The organism is Streptomyces sp. BR1, assembly GCF_052373795.1.
GTDB lineage: Bacteria > Actinomycetota > Actinomycetes > Streptomycetales > Streptomycetaceae > Streptomyces.
In genome coordinates, this window is the sequence record NZ_CM126252.1 from 5,216,110 (window position 1) to 5,233,001 (window position 16,892).

The 16,892-nt window shown below is 70.8% G+C and carries 11 protein-coding genes; 4 read left to right on the top strand and 7 right to left on the bottom strand.

All coding sequences use genetic code 11. The annotated features are described in order from the left end of the window. Positions 1-14: 14 nt before the first annotated feature. Positions 15-860: a winged helix-turn-helix domain-containing protein gene (locus ACT1U9_RS22720; protein WP_444534514.1), complete on the bottom strand. Its 846-nt coding sequence runs from the start codon at positions 858-860 to the stop codon at positions 15-17. A 257-nt stretch (positions 861-1,117) separates the two neighbouring features. Between ACT1U9_RS22720 and ACT1U9_RS22725 the strand changes: the two genes are divergently transcribed. Then, positions 1,118-1,336, top strand: coding sequence for a hypothetical protein (locus ACT1U9_RS22725; protein WP_444534515.1), 219 nt, complete (start codon positions 1,118-1,120; stop codon positions 1,334-1,336). Between the two features lie 95 nt (positions 1,337-1,431). Here ACT1U9_RS22725 and ACT1U9_RS22730 read toward each other — a convergent pair whose 3' ends face one another. The 6 genes from ACT1U9_RS22730 to ACT1U9_RS22755 all read right to left on the bottom strand — a co-directional run bounded on the left by ACT1U9_RS22730 (position 1,432) and on the right by ACT1U9_RS22755 (position 11,525). Beyond that, positions 1,432-2,331: a winged helix-turn-helix domain-containing protein gene (locus tag ACT1U9_RS22730; RefSeq protein WP_444534516.1), complete on the bottom strand. Its 900-nt coding sequence runs from the start codon at positions 2,329-2,331 to the stop codon at positions 1,432-1,434. A 146-nt stretch (positions 2,332-2,477) separates the two neighbouring features. After that, complete coding sequence (gene aceE, locus ACT1U9_RS22735; protein WP_444534517.1) at positions 2,478-5,177, bottom strand: pyruvate dehydrogenase (acetyl-transferring), homodimeric type; 2,700 nt, start codon at positions 5,175-5,177, stop codon at positions 2,478-2,480. A gap of 561 nt (positions 5,178-5,738) precedes the next feature. Next, entirely contained in the window at positions 5,739-6,362 is a 624-nt protein-coding gene (locus ACT1U9_RS22740; protein ID WP_188277782.1) for a GntR family transcriptional regulator, read from the bottom strand. Positions 6,363-6,470: 108 nt separating this feature from the next. Next, complete coding sequence (sucB, locus tag ACT1U9_RS22745) at positions 6,471-8,225, bottom strand: 2-oxoglutarate dehydrogenase, E2 component, dihydrolipoamide succinyltransferase (RefSeq protein ID WP_444534518.1); 1,755 nt, start codon at positions 8,223-8,225, stop codon at positions 6,471-6,473. Positions 8,226-8,279: 54 nt separating this feature from the next. Continuing rightward, complete coding sequence (lpdA, locus tag ACT1U9_RS22750) at positions 8,280-9,668, bottom strand: dihydrolipoyl dehydrogenase (RefSeq protein ID WP_188274032.1); 1,389 nt, start codon at positions 9,666-9,668, stop codon at positions 8,280-8,282. 345 nt (positions 9,669-10,013) lie between these two features. Then, positions 10,014-11,525: a leucyl aminopeptidase gene (locus ACT1U9_RS22755; RefSeq protein WP_444534519.1), complete on the bottom strand. Its 1,512-nt coding sequence runs from the start codon at positions 11,523-11,525 to the stop codon at positions 10,014-10,016. A gap of 298 nt (positions 11,526-11,823) precedes the next feature. Between ACT1U9_RS22755 and ACT1U9_RS22760 the strand changes: the two genes are divergently transcribed. Genes ACT1U9_RS22760 through ACT1U9_RS22770 form a run of 3 tightly spaced genes read left to right on the top strand, consistent with a single transcriptional unit; the run spans position 11,824 to position 16,874 of the window. Further along, positions 11,824-13,854, top strand: a complete 2,031-nt coding sequence (locus tag ACT1U9_RS22760; RefSeq protein ID WP_444534520.1) for a hypothetical protein — start codon at positions 11,824-11,826, stop codon at positions 13,852-13,854. Positions 13,855-13,890: 36 nt separating this feature from the next. Further along, positions 13,891-15,429 carry a GT4 family glycosyltransferase PelF gene (gene pelF, locus ACT1U9_RS22765; protein WP_444534521.1) on the top strand — a complete coding sequence of 513 codons (1,539 nt, stop codon included), beginning with the start codon at positions 13,891-13,893 and terminating at the stop codon, positions 15,427-15,429. Next, positions 15,426-16,874 carry a hypothetical protein gene (locus tag ACT1U9_RS22770; protein WP_444534522.1) on the top strand — a complete coding sequence of 483 codons (1,449 nt, stop codon included), beginning with the start codon at positions 15,426-15,428 and terminating at the stop codon, positions 16,872-16,874. The genes pelF and ACT1U9_RS22770 overlap by 4 nt, the downstream gene beginning before the upstream one ends. The last annotated feature ends 18 nt before the right edge of the window (positions 16,875-16,892 follow it).

The following is a 16,892-nucleotide window of genomic DNA, read 5'->3' on the forward strand; positions in this document are numbered from 1 at the left end:
CGGCCAATGGCGGGTCAATCCCCCAGCGGCAGCGGCGCGGCGATGTTCTCCCAGCGGGACTCGAACCAGACCTTTATCTGCTCGAACCGGGCCCGCTCCAGCGCGCTCGACCCGTTGGCGTCCAGCGGTGAGGGGAAGAGCGCGTCGCTGTGCAGCTCCAGTACGTCGATGGCGGCGCCGTCCGGGTTGTTGTGCATCCGGGTCTCGCGAAGCCGGTAGTAGCCGGTGATCATCTCGGCGTCGTTGATGATGTACCGCTTCTCGCCGGGGATCGTCGGCAGCCCCCGGATCTCCACCGACACCCGCTCCACCAGCCGCTCCTCGGCCAGCAGGGTGAGCGCGTGCTCAAGCGCTCCCGCGTACGTACGGATCACATGGCGCAGCCGCAGCAGCGGCCGGATGTCGTCGGGGTCGCCGACCGCGCGCGGAAACGGGTGCCGGGTGGTCAGATCGGGCAGCAGCACCCGCACCCGGATCGAGTCGGGGCTGGGCCTGCGTCCCCGCCGGATCGCCTCGGCCTCGTTCTGCACGGCCCGGGACAGCTGCTCGGTGTCGAGCGACCACACGTCGAGCGAGACCCGGCGGGCGGAGAAGGCCCGTTCGATGTAGTACGCCAATGGCTGGAGGTTGGCCATCTGATTGGCAACCCGGGCCGCCCGCCCCGGCACGCCCTCGTCGAGCAGCCCTTCGTCGCGCAGCACCTGGAGCGCGCTCTGCACGGTGCCGCGCCCCACCCCGTAACGCCGCTGCAACTGCTGCTGTTTGGGCAGCAGATCGCCCGGGGTCAGCCGGCCGTCGCGGATCTGGCGGCGCAGATCGTCGGCGACCGAGCGGTAGCGGGGGTGCTCGGGGATCTCCACCTCGCGAGGCTACAACTCCCGGTCGGCCGGGAACAGGGAGCTGCATCTGCCGATCAACTCTCTTACCTGACCGGATGGTTGACCGGTTGGGGGCGGGCGATGCCCGGGCGACCGGCCCAGGTTGACCGATGTGCAGCCGGTGCGGCGCCGATGGCCGCCATTGGGTCCGGGTAGGAGAAGGGAACAGATTCTCTCGGCCAATGGGCCGCCAATCGCACAGATTGCGGCCACTTCGGGCCATGACCGGAGGAGGTGCCATGGGAGCGACCCGAGTGGAGATCTTTTGGGAACTGCTGTCGCACGCGGGGCTGTTGACGTCGGCGCTGGGCCCGGCGGGGTTGGTCGGCTTGGTGCTGGGGGTGCTGCTGGTGAGGGAGTCGGGCACCCCGGCCAAGCCGAAGAGGTCGGGATCGTCGGGGACGCTGCTGTGTGTGGCGGCGGTAGTGGTGGTAGTACTGCTGGCCGCAGCGCGCTGAGTGGGGTCACCTACAGGGGCGCGGGGCTGTGTCATTGTGCGGCTCCGCCGCGTGGGCGCGACCAGCCACAGACGACCTGCACCCGTCACACAAGCTCACTTCACCTCCAGCGGACGCGCAATGGTGTCCCACAGCGAGTCGAACCACAGCTGGGTCTGCTGAACGTACGCACCCGTCACATGGTCACCGTCAACCGCCGTGTGCCGGAACAGCATGCCCTCCACGCCGAGCATGTCGTAGATCTCGATCGGGTCCCGGTCGAGGTCGACCGTGCGGGACTGCACCTGGTAGTGACCGGCAAGGACCTCCTCGCCGTTGAGGATGTACACCTTCTGGGTCGGGGTGATGGAGACCTTCCGCGCCTCGACCGACACATCCGGGATCAGCCCGCGCACCTTGAGCATCCGCAGCGAGTGCCGCAGCGAGCCGTAGATATGGGCGGTCGCCTCGCGCAGCCGCTCGCGCGGGCGGCTGTTCTCCGGGTCGTCGACGACGGCCGGGAGCGCGAGCGGCGCCTCCGCGTCGGGCAGCAGCACCCGGACAGCGACCCGGCCCGGCCGGGGACCCCCGGCGCCGACGGCGACCAACGGGCCTGCCAGGGCGGACGCCAGCGTCTCGCCGTTGAGGCAGTACGCGTCGATCGTGACCTCGTCCTGGTGGAAGTACTGCGCGACGCGCTCGCCGAGGAAGACGCCGGCCGGGCGGGGCGAATGGCGGCGCGTCTCGGGCACTGTGTGTCCCACCGTCGCGAGGGGTCGCGACACCGTCGGGGGAGTGCCCTGCTGGGCCCGTTTGATCAGGCCTTCCTGCTCAAGCAGGACGAGCGCGCCGCGCACCGCGCCGCGCGAGACCTCGTACCGCTCGCAGAGCTCGGCCTGGGTGGGGATCCGGGCGCCGACGCGCAGGACGCCGCCCAGGATGTGCTCGCGCAGGCCGTCCGCGACCACATCCCGCGGACGCCGCTGTCCGCCGGGTGACGCGCTGTCTCCAGACACGCCTCCACTCTACAACGGCCTGCCAATGAAGGAGAGTTGTCTGCCGAAGCCTGCCATTGGGCGTACCGGGTACGGGAGTTCGGAGGGCGGACACGCGAGTGCCCGCCCTCCGTACGTACAGAGGGCGGGCACTCGTTTGGGACTGCTTACAGCCCGTACCGCTCGCGGGCTTCCTTCACGGCCGAGGCCTTGACCTCGCCGCGGCGGGCCAGCTGGGCCAGGGCCGCGACGACGATCGACTGGGCGTCGACGCCGAAGTGGCGGCGGGCGGCGTCACGGGTGTCGGAGAGGCCGAACCCGTCGGCGCCGAGCGAGGAGTAGTCCTGCTCGACCCACTGCGCGATCTGGTCCGGGACCTGGCGCATGTAGTCGCTGACCGCGAGGACCGGGCCCTCGGCACCGGCCAGCGCCTGGCGTACGTACGGCACGCGCTCCTCGCCGCGCAGCAGCGCGGCGTCCGCCTCCAGGGCGTCGCGGCGCAGCTCGGTCCAGGAGGTCGCGGACCACACGTCGGCGGCCACGCCCCACTCCTCGGCGAGCAGCTTCTGGGCCTCAAGGGTCCAGTGGATCGCGGTGCCGGAGCCGAGCAGCTGGATGCGCGCGGGGTTGGCGGCGGCCACGTTCAGCCCGGCCGACTCGGCCGTGTTGAAGCGGTAGAGGCCCTTGACGATGCCCTCGTCGATGCCGGCCGGCTTGGCGGGCTGCGGCATGGGCTCGTTGTAGACGGTGAGGTAGTAGAAGACGTTCTGGTCCTCGCCCGGGGCCGCCTCGCCGTACATCCGGCGCAGACCGTCCTTGACGATGGTGCCGATCTCGTACGCGAAGGCCGGGTCGTACGTCAGCGCCGCCGGGTTGGTCGCGGCGATCACCGGCGAGTGGCCGTCGGCGTGCTGGAGACCTTCACCGGTCAGGGTCGTACGACCGGCGGTGGCGCCCACCAGGAAGCCGCGGCCCAGCTGGTCGCCGAGCTGCCACATCTGGTCGGCGGTGCGCTGCCAGCCGAACATCGAGTAGAAGATGTAGAACGGGATCATCGCCTCGCCGTGCGTGGCGTACGCGCTGGAGGCGGCGATGAAGTCGGCCATCGAACCGGCCTCGGTGATCCCCTCGTTGAGGATCTGCCCGTCCTTGGCCTCGCGGTAGTACATCAGCTGGTCGCGGTCGACCGGCTCGTACGTCTGGCCCTTCGGCGAGTAGATGCCGAGCGAGGGGAACAGCGACTCCATACCGAACGTACGGGCCTCGTCCGGGACGATCGGGACCCAGCGCTTGCCGGTCTCCTTGTCGCGGATGAGGTCCTTGACGAGCCGTACGAAGGCCATGGTGGTGGCCATGGACTGGTTGCCGGAGCCCTTGTCGAAGGCGGCGAACGCCTTGTCGGCCGGGGCGGGCAGCGGGGCGAGCGCGTGGGTACGACGGGCCGGGGCCGGGCCGCCGAGGGCGGCGCGCCGCTCCTGGAGGTAGCGGACCTCCGGCGAGTCGGCGCCAGGGTGACCGTAAGGAACAACCCCGTCAACGAACTGAGCATCGGAGATCGGCAGTTCCAGCAGATCCCGCATGTTCTTGAACTCGTCGTTGGAGAGCTTCTTCATCTGGTGGTTCGCGTTCTTGGACGCGAAGCCCTCACCGAGGGTGAAGCCCTTGACGGTCTGCGCCAGGATGACGGTGGGCGCGCCCTTGAACTCCAGGGCGGCCTTGTACGCGGCGTACACCTTGCGGGGCTCGTGACCACCGCGGGAGAGGTGGAAGCACTCAAGGATCTTGTCGTCGGAGAGCAGCTTCGCCATCTCGACGAGGGCCGCGTCCTTGCCGAAGAAGTCCTCGCGGATGTAGGCGGCGTCGCGGGTCTGGTACGTCTGGACCTGCGCGTCCGGGACCTCACGCAGGCGGCGGACGAGGGCGCCGGTGGTGTCGAGCGCGAACAGCTCGTCCCAGGCGCCGCCCCACAGCGACTTCACGACGTTCCAGCCGGCGCCGCGGAACTGGGCCTCCAGCTCCTGCACGATCTTGAAGTTCGCGCGGACCGGACCGTCGAGGCGCTGCAGGTTGCAGTTGATGACGAAGGTCAGGTTGTCGAGGCCCTCACGCGCGGCGAGCGCGAGTGCGGCGGTCGACTCGGGCTCGTCCATCTCGCCGTCACCGAGGAAGGCCCAGACGTGGGACGCGGAGACGTCCTTGATCTTCCGGTTGGTGAGGTACCGGTTGAAGCGCGCCTGATAAATGGCGGAGAGCGGCCCGAGACCCATCGAGACGGTCGGGAACTCCCAGAGCCAGGGGAGGCGGCGGGGGTGCGGGTAGGAGGGCAGGCCGTTGCCGCCCGACTCCTGCCGGAAGTTGTCGAGGTGGGTCTCGTTGAGACGCCCGTCGAGGAAGGCGCGGGCGTAGATGCCGGGGGAGGCGTGGCCCTGAATGTAGAGCTGGTCGCCGGACCCGTCGGCTTCCTTGCCACGGAAGAAGTGGTTGAAGCCGGTCTCGTAAAGCCAGGCGGCGGAGGCGAAGGTGGCTATGTGGCCGCCGACGCCGTGCTTGGAGCCGCGGGTGACCATGGCGGCGGCGTTCCACCGGTTCCACGCCGTGATCCGGCGCTCCATCTCCTCGTCGCCGTCGATGACGGGCTCGGCGGAGCTGGGAATGGTGTTGACGTAGTCCGTCTCCAGCAGCTTGGGCAGGGCCAGGCCCGCACCCTCCGCGTGCTGGAGCGTGCGGCGCATCAGATACGCGGCCCGGTGCGGGCCGGCGGCCTTGGCGACGGCATCGAGGGAGGCCGCCCACTCGGCGGTCTCCTCGGTGTCACGGTCCGGGAGCTGGTCGAGCTCGCTCGGAAACTTGGCTACGGGGTCGGTCATGATCGCCGCCTTCCGGACTGGAGGGGGGTGGAGAAAAAGGGGCCTTGTCTGGCAGGACAGGGCGGTGGACCGGGTAAGTCCGCCGTTGACTGTAAGCCGACGATCGATGATCGATCAAAGTGTTGAGCGAAAAACTTCGCGAGAACGGGAAAGTCGGCACAGGGTGCCGCGGAATGGGGCACGGGGTGCCTTGTTTTCGCAGGTGGGGTGGGGTGCGGATGAGCGGGGGTGCCGGAGTATGAGCGGGTCCACCCCCTCCGTCCCTGACACTGAACCGGGGCTGCGCCCCGGGCCCCGGGTTGTTGTTTGCCCGCGGGCCGGTGGGGGCTGCTCGCGCAGTTCCCCGCGCCCCTTGATGGGCCCTTCGGGCCCTCCTTTAGGGGCGCGGGGAACTGCGCGAGCAACCCAGCACGATCCGCAGACAAACGGGGGCGCAGGGGCGAAGCCCCGCTGCCCACCCGCCCCAGCCGGGGTCCCGGGGCCTGGCCCCCGGGAGACCACCTTCACCCCCACCCACCCCCGGAGGGTTCAGGGAAGGGGTGGGGTGGGGGCCAGGACCCGCTACGCCCGGGGCGCGCAGCCCAGGACGTGGGACTTGACCAGCGTGCCGATGCGCGGGTCGTGGCGGCGGAAGGCTTCCACCAGCTCCTGGTGCTCCTCCGCGTAGGACTTCTGGACTGTGCCGAGCCAGCGGATCGACAGGGCCGTGAAGACCTCGATCCCCAGGCCCTCCCACGTGTGGAGGAGCACACTGTTGCCCGCCGCACGGACCAGCTCGCGGTGGAACCCGACCGTATGGCGGACCTGCGCCGTACCGTCCGCCACCGCATCCGCCTCGTACAGCGCAGCCACATGCGGCTCAAGCGCCGAGCAGTCGGCGGCCAGCCGGTCCGCCGCCAGCTCGGCGGCGATCTGCTCCAGACCGGCCCGTACGGGGTAGCTCTCCTCCAGGTCGGCGGCGGTCAAGTTCCGTACGCGTACACCCTTGTTGGGCGCCGACTCGATCAGACGCAGCGACTCCAGCTCCCGCAGCGCCTCCCGCACGGGAGTCTGGCTGACCTGGAGCTCGACCGCGATCCGCCGCTCCACGATCCGCTCACCCGGCTTCCAGCGGCCACTGACGATCCCCTCCACGATGTGCTCGCGGATCTGCTCGCGCAGCGAGTGGACGACGGGCGGGGTCATGACGGGCTCCTTCACGCGAGCGGTGACCTCTAGACAATACGGCGGCGCCCCCACCAGGAATCACTCCGGGCGGGGGCGCCTTCGTCACAGACCGTACGGCCGCGCGCCTTACAGGCCGAGCTCGACCTCGAACTCGCCGGCCTCCAGGATCGCCTTGACGGCCGTCAGGTAACGAGCCGCGTCGGCGCCGTCGACCAGGCGGTGGTCGTAGGAGAGCGACAGGTACGTCATGTCACGGACGCCGATGACCGTGCCCTCGGCCGTCTCGATGACCGCCGGGCGCTTGACCGTGGCGCCGATGCCCAGGATCGCGACCTGGTTCGGGGGCACGATGACCGTGTCGAACAGCGCACCGCGCGAGCCGGTGTTGCTGATCGTGAAGGTCGCGCCGGACAGCTCGTCCGGGGTGATCTTGTTGGCGCGGACCTTGCCGGCCAGGTCGGCGGTCGCCTTGGAGATACCGGCGATGTTCAGGTCGCCCGCACCCTTGATGACCGGCGTCATCAGACCCTTCTCGGAGTCCACGGCGATGCCGATGTTCTCCGAGTCGAAGTACGTGATGGTGCCCTCGTCCTCGTTGATCCGGGCGTTGATGACCGGGTGGGCCTTCAGCGCCTGGGCCGCGGCCTTCACGAAGAACGGCATCGGGGAGAGCTTGACGCCCTCGCGGGCGGCGAAGGAGTCCTTCGCCTGGCCGCGCAGCTTCATCAGCTTGGTGATGTCGACCTCGACGACCGAGGTCAGCTGGGCCTGCGAGTGCAGCGCCTTCATCATGTTGTCGCCGATGACCTTGCGCATGCGGGTCATCTTGACCGTCTGGCCGCGCAGCGGGGACGCCTCCAGGGAGGGGGCGGCCTTCGCGGCGGGAGCGGCGGCCGCGACCGGCGCCGGGGCGACGGCCTTGGCGGCCTCGGCCGCGGCGATGACGTCCTGCTTGCGGATACGGCCACCGACGCCGGTGCCCTTGACCGCGCCCAGGTCCACACCGGACTCGGAGGCGAGCTTGCGGACCAGCGGCGTGACGTACGCGCCGTCGTCACCGGAGGTGGCGACCGGGGCCGGAGCCGGGGTCACCGGAGCCGGAGCGGCGACCGGCGCGGGGGCCGGGGCGGCCGGAGCCGGGGCGGGCGCGGCCGGGGCGGCCGGAGCAGCCACAGGGGCCGGAGCCGGAGCCGGAGCGGCAACCGGGGCCGGAACAGCGGCCGGAGCCGGAGCGGCCGGGGCGGCAGCGGCGGCGGGCGCGGCACCCGCGGCACCGATGACGGCCAGCTTGGCGCCGACCTCGGCGGTCTCGTCCTCGCCGACCACGATCTCCAGGAGCACACCGGCGACCGGGGCGGGGATCTCGGTGTCGACCTTGTCGGTGGAGACCTCAAGAAGCGGCTCGTCCTCGGCCACCTCCTCGCCGACCTGCTTCAGCCAGCGGGTGACGGTGCCCTCGGTGACGGACTCGCCCAGCGCGGGGAGCGTCACGTCGGTGCCGGAGGCGGCACCGGCCGGGGCGGCGGCCGGAGCCGGAGCAGCGGCGGGAGCCGGGGCCGCGGGGGCCTCGGCGACCGGCGCGGCCGGGGCGGGGGCCGCGACCGTCTCGGCGGCCGGAGCCGCAGCGGCGGCGGGCGCGCCCGTGCCGTCGTCGATGATCGCCAGCTCGGCGCCCACCTCGACGGTCTCGTCCTCGGCCACCTTGATGGAGGCCAGGATGCCGGAGGCGGGGGCCGGGATCTCGGTGTCGACCTTGTCGGTCGAGACCTCGAGCAACGGCTCGTCGGCCTCGACGCGCTCGCCCTCGGCCTTCAGCCAGCGGGTGACGGTGCCCTCGGTGACGCTCTCGCCGAGCGCCGGAAGGGTTACGGAAACCGACATGGTTTCAGTTTCTCCTTACAGAATTGCGGAAGTGGTCGTCGCGCCCGAGGGCAATTAGTCGTGGGAGTGCAGCGGCTTGCCGGCCAGCGCCAGGTGGGCCTCGCCGAGCGCCTCGTTCTGCGTCGGGTGCGCGTGGATGAGCTGCGCGACCTCGGCCGGCAGGGCCTCCCAGTTGTAGATCAGCTGGGCTTCGCCGACCTGCTCGCCCATACGGTCACCGACCATGTGGACGCCGACCACGGCACCGTCCTTGACCTGGACGAGCTTGATCTCGCCCGCGGTCTTCAGGATCTTGCTCTTGCCGTTGCCCGCCAGGTTGTACTTCAGAGCGACGACCTTGTCCGCACCGTAGATCTCCTTGGCCTTGGCCTCGGAGATGCCGACGGAGGCGACCTCGGGGTGGCAGTACGTCACGCGCGGCACACCGTCGTAGTCGATCGGCACGGTCTTGAGACCGGCCAGACGCTCCGCCACCAGGATGCCCTCGGCGAAGCCGACGTGCGCGAGCTGGAGGGTCGGGACGAGGTCACCGACGGCCGAGATGGTCGGCACGTTGGTACGCATGTACTCGTCGACCAGGACGTAGCCGCGGTCCATCGCGACGCCCTGCTCCTCGTAACCGAGGCCCTGCGAGACCGGGCCGCGGCCGATGGCGACGAGGAGGACCTCGGCCTCGAACTCCTTGCCGTCGGCCAGGGTGACCTTCACGCCGTTCTGGGTGTACTCGGCCTTCTGGAAGAAGGTGCCGAGGTTGAACTTGATGCCGCGCTTGCGGAACGCGCGCTCAAGAAGCTTCGAGGAGTTCTCGTCCTCGGCCGGGACGAGGTGCTTGAGGCCCTCGACGACGGTGACGTCGGTGCCGAAGGACTTCCACGCCGAGGCGAACTCGACGCCGATGACGCCGCCGCCCAGGATGATCGCGGACTGCGGGACCCGGTCCAGCGTCAGCGCGTGGTCCGAGGAGATGATGCGGTTGCCGTCGATCTCCAGGCCCGGCAGCGACTTCGGCACGGAGCCGGTCGCCAGGAGGACGTGGCGGCCCTGGACGCGCTGGCCGTTGACGTCGACCGAGGTCGCGGAGGAGAGCTTGCCCTCGCCCTCGATGTACGTCACCTTGCGGGAGGCGACCAGACCCTGCAGACCCTTGTAGAGGCCCGAGATCACGTCGTCCTTGTACTTGTGGACGGCGTTGATGTCGATGCCCTCGAAGGTGGCCTTGACACCGAACTGCTCGGCCTCGCGCGCCTGGTCCGCGATCTCACCGGCGTGCAGCAGGGCCTTCGTCGGGATGCAGCCGTTGTGCAGGCAGGTGCCGCCGAGCTTGTTCTTCTCGATCAGTGCGACGTCCAGGCCCAGCTGAGCTCCGCGCAGGGCCGCGGCGTAACCGCCACTGCCACCGCCGAGGATCACTAGGTCGAAAACGGTGCTGGCGTCGTTCGCCACGTCACGTCCTCCATGCATGTGCGCCGGTCGCCGGTCACCGCTGACCGGTCGGCGGCTGGTGTTCGGCCGCTGTCTTCGTCGGCCCTGTGGTGGGGGCCCTGTCCTGCCGAGAACCCATCTTCGCACTTGTTGCCGGAAGGCGGGACGCGGGGCCGGGCTGTGGGACGGCCGATCGCCGGTTGCGGGGGCGATCGCCGCGTACGGAAGTACCGATTTCGTCCAGAGCGGAATCCGGACGTCATCGGAGCATGGACACCGGATGTGTCCGGGGGGTGAACACGAACGGCCTCGGACGTATGCCCGAGGCCGTCTGTGTCACCGGGCGTCGGCCCAGGTCATACGGTGTCAGCCCAGCTCGCCGTCGGCGGTGCGCTCGGCCAGCCGGACCAGGGTGCGCACGGCGGAGCCGGTGCCGCCCTTGGGGGTGTAGCCGAACGGGGCGCCCTCGTTGAAGGCCGGGCCCGCGATGTCCAGGTGGGCCCAGGTGATGCCCTCGCCCACGAACTCCTTCAGGAACAGACCGGCCACCAGGCCGCCGCCCATCCGCTCGCCCATGTTGGCGATGTCGGCGGTCGGGGAGTCCATGCCCTTGCGCAGGTCGGCGGGGAGCGGCATCGGCCAGGACGGCTCGCCGGCCTCCTCGGCGGTCTCGTGGACCGCGGTGCGGAAGGCGTCGTCGTTGGCCATCACGCCGAAGGTGCGGTTGCCGAGCGCGAGGACCATGGCGCCGGTCAGGGTCGCCACGTCGACGATCGCGTCCGGGTTCTCCTCGGAGGCCTTGGTCAGCGCGTCGGCCAGGACCAGACGGCCCTCGGCGTCGGTGTTCAGGACCTCGACGGTCTTGCCGCTGTACATGCGCAGCACGTCGCCCGGGCGGGTGGCGGTGCCCGACGGCATGTTCTCGGCGAGCGCCAGCCAGCCGGTGACGTTGACCCGCAGGCCCAGGCGCGCGGCCGTGACGACGGCGGCGAAGACGGCGGCGGCGCCGGCCATGTCGCACTTCATCGTCTCGTTGTGGCCGGCCGGCTTCAGCGAGATGCCGCCCGAGTCGTAGGTGATGCCCTTGCCGACATAGGCGAGCGACTTGGCCGCCTCGGGGTGCGTGTACGCGATCTTCACCAGGCGGGGCGGGTTGGCCGAGCCGGTGCCGACGCCCAGGATGCCGCCGAAGCCGCCCTTGGTGAGCGCCTTCTCGTCGAGCACCTGGACCTTGACGCCGTGCTCCTTGCCCGCCGCCGTCGCGACTGCCGCGAAGGATTCGGGGTAGAGGTCGTTCGGCGGGGTGTTCACCAGGTCGCGGGCCCGGTTGATCTCCTCGGCCAGCATGATGGAGCGCTCGGCGGCCGCCTTGTGAGCCTTGTCACGCGGCTTGGCGCCGAGCAGGGCGATCTCGGCCAGTGGCGCCTTCGCGCCCTTGCCGTTCTCCTGGTACGCGGTGAAGGCGTACGCGCCGAGCAGTGCGCCCTCGGCGATCGCGGCGACGTCCTCGGCGGCCTCGATCGGCAGCGCGAACGCGGCCTTCTTGGTGCCGGTCAGCGCGCGGGCCGCGACACCGGCGGCGGTGCGCAGCGCCTCGGCGCCGAACGCCTCGTCCTTCTCGGGAGCCGCGCCCAGCCCGACCGCCAGCACGACCGGCGCCTTCAGGCCGGACGGCGACGGCAGCTTGGTCGCCTCGCCCTCGGCACCGGAGGCACCCAGGGTCTCCAGGACGCCGGCGAGCTTGCCGCCGAACGCCTTGTCCACGGCCTCGGCGCCGGCGGCGACGACGGCGCCCTTGGCGCCCTTGGCGACGCCGACGACGATGGCGTCGGCGCGCAGCGTCGCGGCACCGGCAGTGCTGAGAGTCAGAGCAGTCACGGTGGTGAAGTCTCTCTTCCGTTGAGTTTCCGAGCCGAGGGATGGGTCGGCTGTGCCCCGGCGCATCGTAAATCGGCCGAGTTGGGCGCGGATACGAGCGTACGCGCGCAAGTGCGCTTCGATCACGGCGGCGGTAATTCACTCATCCGTGGTGTCTCCTCAATGTTTCCCCGCCAGACTGTGGTCGCTCGGTCACACTCGGCCCGTTCGGGCAAGGGCGCACGGGGCTCCTTTGCATCATCTCCACAGGTCCTCCTATGTGCGTACGCATGCGGAAGGGCCCCCATGAGGGGGGAACATGAAGAAGGTGTACGGCTCGACCGCGGGCAGAGCCACGGTGGCGCTGCTGGCCGCCGGCCTCCTGGCGGCGGGCATACCCGCGGCCTCGGCCGACGCGGCGGCGACACCTGCGAGGATCGATCTGAAGGTGCTCGTCCTGGACGACGGCGGCAGCGCCGTCGACGCGCTGGTGTGGGAGCTCAAGAGCATCGGACTGCCCTACCAGACGGTGAAGCTCGGGGACTCCGGCCGTCAGACCGTCGACGCGGCGTTCCTCGGCGACACGGTGGACGGACGGCCCCGCGCCAAGTTCCAGGGCGTCATCACGCCCAACGAAATACCGTTCGGCTCCGCCGACAGCCCCGAGCAGACCGCGCTCGCGACCTACGAGCAGACCTTCGGCATCCGCCAGATCGACGCGTACACCTGGGCCCACCCCGAGGTCGGGCTCGACTACACGGATCAGAACGGCGGCTGGGCCGGCGTCCTGGACGGCGCCAAGACCCAGATCACCGACGCCGGGAAGACGGGCCCCTTCGGCTACCTCGACGGGCCGGTCGTCTTCGAGGACAACTCCGCGCTCGTCTCCGAGAGTTACGGCTACGCGGGCCATCCCCGGGACGGCTACACCAGCTATCTCACCGCCCCCACCGGCGGTTCGCTGCTCGGCGCCTACACCCACGACGGCCGCAGCGAACTCGTCGTCACCTTCGCCTACAACCAGTACCAGGAGCAGTTCAAGGTACTGGCCCGTGGCATGGTGGAATGGCTGACCCAGGGCGTACACCTCGGGCAGAGCCGCAACTACTTCGCCGTGCATGTCGACGATGTCCTCGCGCCGGACGCCCGCTGGGACACCACGCTCCACTGCACACCCGGCGACTTCGACTGCGCCGGCCCAGGGGGCGAGACCAGCGACATCCGGATGACGGCGGCCGACGCCCAGTACGCCGCCCAGTGGGAGCAGTCCAGCGGTCTCACCCTCGACCTGCTGTACAACGCGGGTTCCGGCGAGGAGTGGAAGAGCGAACACGCGGGCTCCGACCCGCTCTCCGACCAGCTGCTCGCCGACAAGGACAAGTTCCGGTGGGAGAACCACACCTACACCCATGAGTTCCTCGGCTGCGTCCAGAACACCACCACCGTGCCCTGGAGCTGCGCCACGAACCCGGACGGCAGCACCCAGTGGGTGAGCCGCAGCGACATTTACGGCCAGATCACCGACAACTACAACTGGGGCGTGCAGAAGGGCCTTCCGGTCGACCGCACCGAACTGGTCACCGGTGAGCACTCCGGCCTGAAGACCCTGCCGCAGCAGCCCCAGGACAACCCCAACCTCGCCCCCGCGCTCGCCGACGCCGGGGTCAGGTGGACCGGGAGCGACGACTCGCGCGAGCCGCAGCAGCGTCCGGTCGGGGGCGCCCTCACGGTGCCGCGCTACCCGATGAACGTGTACTACAACGCGGGCAAGGCAGCCGAGATGACCGACGAGTACAACTGGATCTACACGTCGAAGGCCGACGGCGGCAGCGGGATCTGCGAGAACAACCCGACGTCGACCTGTCTGCCGGGGCCGCTGGACACCGCCACCGGCTACCAGTCGTACATCGTGCCGCAGGAGGCGACCACCGCCCTGCGTCATGTGCTGGGCAACGACCCGCGCCCGCACTACATCCACCAGTCCAACCTCGCCGAGGAGCGGATCGCCTACCCGGTCCTCGACAAGGTGCTCGGTGATTACCGCGGCGTGTTCGCGGACAGTGCTCCCATCGTGAACCTGCGACAGAAGGACATCGGCACCGAGCTCAGCCGCCAGACCGCCTGGGCCCAGGCCCTCGCCGACGGCAAGGTCACCGCGTACCGCATCGGGAACACCGTGACCGTCCAGACGCCGTCGGGCGTGGTGGCGCCCGTCACCGCTCCCGAGGGCACCGTCAAGCAACAGCTCCTCAGCACCACCGTGTTCGGCACGCCGTACGCGGGTCAGCGCTCCGCCTGGTCCTCGCCCGACGTCTTCCAGGCGGCGATCACGCTGAAGCTCCCGGCCTGACCAGCCGTCTGCCATCGCTGTCCAGGGGGGACACCAATGCCGAGCAGTGGCCGTCATGTCACCATGCTCACCGAAGGCACCTATCCGCACATCCACGGAGGGGTGAGCACCTGGTGCGACCAGCTCGTCCGAGGCATGCCGGAGGTCGATTTCAACGTCCTCGCCCTCACCGGCAGCGGACGTGAACCGGTCACCTGGGAGCTGCCGCCGAACGTGTACCGGCACACCGCGTTCCCGCTGTGGGGACCGGCGCCGGCACGGCGGCCACTCCTCGGCAAGGAGCGGCGCCGCTTCCTGGACGTCTATGAGCGGTTCCTGCTCGCGATGCTCGACCCGGAGTCCGGCTGCGACTTCGCCCAGGGCCTGTACGCCCTGGCGCGGCTGGCCCGGGCCGGGCGGCTCTCCGCGGCGCTGCGCTCGGAGGCCGCGCTGCGCTCGCTCATGTGGATCTGGACGATGCCGCATCTGCAGATCTCCGCCGCGCGGCCCACCGTGCACGACGCCCTCACCGCCACCGACCTGCTGGAACACGCGCTGCGCCCGCTGGCCGCCCGGCTCCCGGAGGACTGCGTGGCGCACGCGGTCAGCAGCGGGCTCGCCACCCTGCCCGCGCTCGCCGCCCAGCACCTCGACGGTGTGCCCTTTCTCCTGACCGAACACGGCATCTATCTGCGCGAGCGCTACCTCGGCTACCGCACGGGCGAGCAGAGCTGGCCGGTGAAGTCGGTGATCCTGAGCTTCTACCGGGAGCTCAACTCGATGGGCTACCGCCAGGCCGACCTCATCACCCCGTGCAACCAGTACAACCGCCGCTGGGAGGAGCGCGGCGGGGCGCCGGCCGACCGGATCCGCACGGTCTACAACGGCGTGGACCCCAACCTCTTCCCGCACGCCGGACCCGACCCCGCGGTGCCCACGCTGAGCTGGTGCGGCCGTGTCGACCCCATCAAGGACCTGGGGACCCTGATCCGGGCGTACGCCATGGTCAGGGCCGAACTGCCCGAGGTACGGCTGCGGTTGTTCGGCCCCGTCCCGGCGGGCAACGCGGACTACCGCACCAAGCTGGAGAAGCTCGCCGCCGAACTCGGCGTGAGCGACGGCATCAGCTACGAGGGCCGCATCAGCGACGTCGCGAGCGCGTACGCGGCGGGGAGCGTGGTGATGCTCTCCAGCATCAGTGAGGGCTTCCCCTTCTCCATCATCGAGGCCATGTCCTGCGGCCGCGCCACGGTCTCCACGGACGTCGGCGGGGTGCGCGAGGCGGTAGGGGACGCGGGGCTCGTGGTCCCGCCGCGCGAACCGGCGCTGATGGCCGAGGCCACGCTCGCGCTGCTGCGTGACGACGCGTACCGCGCCGAACTGGGTGCGCGGGCCCGGACCAGGGTCGTCGACCAGTTCACCCTGCACCGGTCCGTGGACGGCTTCCGCCGGATCTATCTGGAGCTCGCCGGGTGCCCCGAGCCTCAACTCGCCGAGGAGCGCTGCCCCGAGACGCCGCAGGAGGCCGACGACTGGACGCTCCAGCTCACCGACCCCTGGTACCGGGAGCTGGCGTCGGACGGATCCGTCTGGTGAGCGGCTCGCTCTGGCTGGGCAAGGAGGGCCAGGACACCCTGCCCTACATCCCGCGCCAGCGCCCGCACGGCGCCGCCGCCGACCCCATCGACGAACTCACCGACCGCATGGAGGACTTGATAGCGGCCGCCGTCCATCCCGACGAGGTGGCCGCCATCCTCGAATCCGACGGGATGACCGACGCCCATATAAGGACCACATACGGTCGCGACGACTCCTTCGCGCTCGCCGAGGACCTCTACGCGCGCGTGGAGCGCCGCTACCCGCAGGTCGCGGGCCCGGCCGCCGACCCCTGGCACTCGTCGCTGCCCGCCTGCCTGCTGCGCGGCCTGCTCTTCGCCCTGCCGGGCCTCGCGTACGTGTTGGGGGCGCCGCTGCTCGCGGGCCCGCCGAACGGCCTCGGGCTGCCCTGGGGCACGGTCCCGCTGCTCGCCGGGGCGATCACCGGCTGGGTGTGGAACCAGGGCCTCTCGCACCGCGCCTACTCCTGGCTCGGCCTCGGCGACCGCGCAACCGCCGCCAGGGCGCTGCGTGTCGGGGCGCCGCTGGGGGCCGTGCTGAGCGCGCTGGTGGCGCTGGCGGCGGCAGGTCCGGGCGAGCTGACCGCCGCCGCGTTCGCCGCCGGGCAGGCGGTGTATCTGGCGGCGGCCACCGTCCTGCTCGCCCTCGGGCGCGAGCGCGATCTGCTGTGCGCGCTCGTGCCGATGGCGGCGGGCGCGGCGCCGACCGTCTCGTACGACCTGCCGGACGCGCTGCGCACCGGGCTGCTCCTCCTCTCCCTCGCTGCGGCCGCGGGCTTCGCGGCCCGGGCCCTGGCCAAGGAGGGCGGCGACGCGGCGGCGGACGACCGCCCGGGGCCACGGCTGGCCGCGTCCGTCCCGTACGCGCTGTTCGGGCTCGGCACCGGAATTCTCGTGCTGTACACGGCAGTTGGCGATGTGCTCGCCGACGGCGCCGACTCCGCCGTGGCCGCGCCCTCGGCCGTCGCGCTGACGCTGAGCATGGGCCCGGCCGAGTGGCTGCTGTATCGCTTCCGCAGCGAGAGCCTGGCCGGGCTGCGGGCGAGCACCACGGCGTACGGCTTCCGCAAGGCCGTCGCCGCCACCATCGCGGTCTGCCTCGGCGGCTATCTGGCCGTGCTGCTCGCGCTCACGGTCGCCGGAACGCTGCTGTGGCCGGGCGCCCCCGAACTCGGCGCGCTGCGGCTCGCCGGGCTGCTCGCCACCGGCATGGTGCTGTGGACGGCGCTGCTGCTCCAGTCGTTCGGCGCGGTGCGCAGCGCGGCCGCCGTGTGCTGCGCGGCGGGCGGGATACAGGTCGTCGCGCTGCTGACCGGCGCGGGCCACCCGAGCACGGTCGGGCCGGTGGTGGCGGGCGCGGCGGCCGTCGTGCACGCCGTACTCGTCGGCGTCCTGCTGGGAAGGGCGACGGCACACCGGCTATGACCACTCACACGACTCCAC

Excerpts from the sequence above, each read along its gene's own strand:
- ACT1U9_RS22760 (WP_444534520.1), top strand. The coding sequence starts at position 11,824 with ATGAAGAAGGTGTACGGCTCGACCGCGGGCAGAGCCACGGTGGCGCTG.
- sucB (WP_444534518.1), bottom strand. The coding sequence starts at position 8,225 with ATGTCGGTTTCCGTAACCCTTCCGGCGCTCGGCGAGAGCGTCACCGAG.
- ACT1U9_RS22725 (WP_444534515.1), top strand. The coding sequence starts at position 1,118 with ATGGGAGCGACCCGAGTGGAGATCTTTTGGGAACTGCTGTCGCACGCG.
- ACT1U9_RS22740 (WP_188277782.1), bottom strand. The coding sequence starts at position 6,362 with ATGACCCCGCCCGTCGTCCACTCGCTGCGCGAGCAGATCCGCGAGCAC.
- aceE (WP_444534517.1), bottom strand. The coding sequence starts at position 5,177 with ATGACCGACCCCGTAGCCAAGTTTCCGAGCGAGCTCGACCAGCTCCCG.
- pelF (WP_444534521.1), top strand. The coding sequence starts at position 13,891 with ATGCCGAGCAGTGGCCGTCATGTCACCATGCTCACCGAAGGCACCTAT.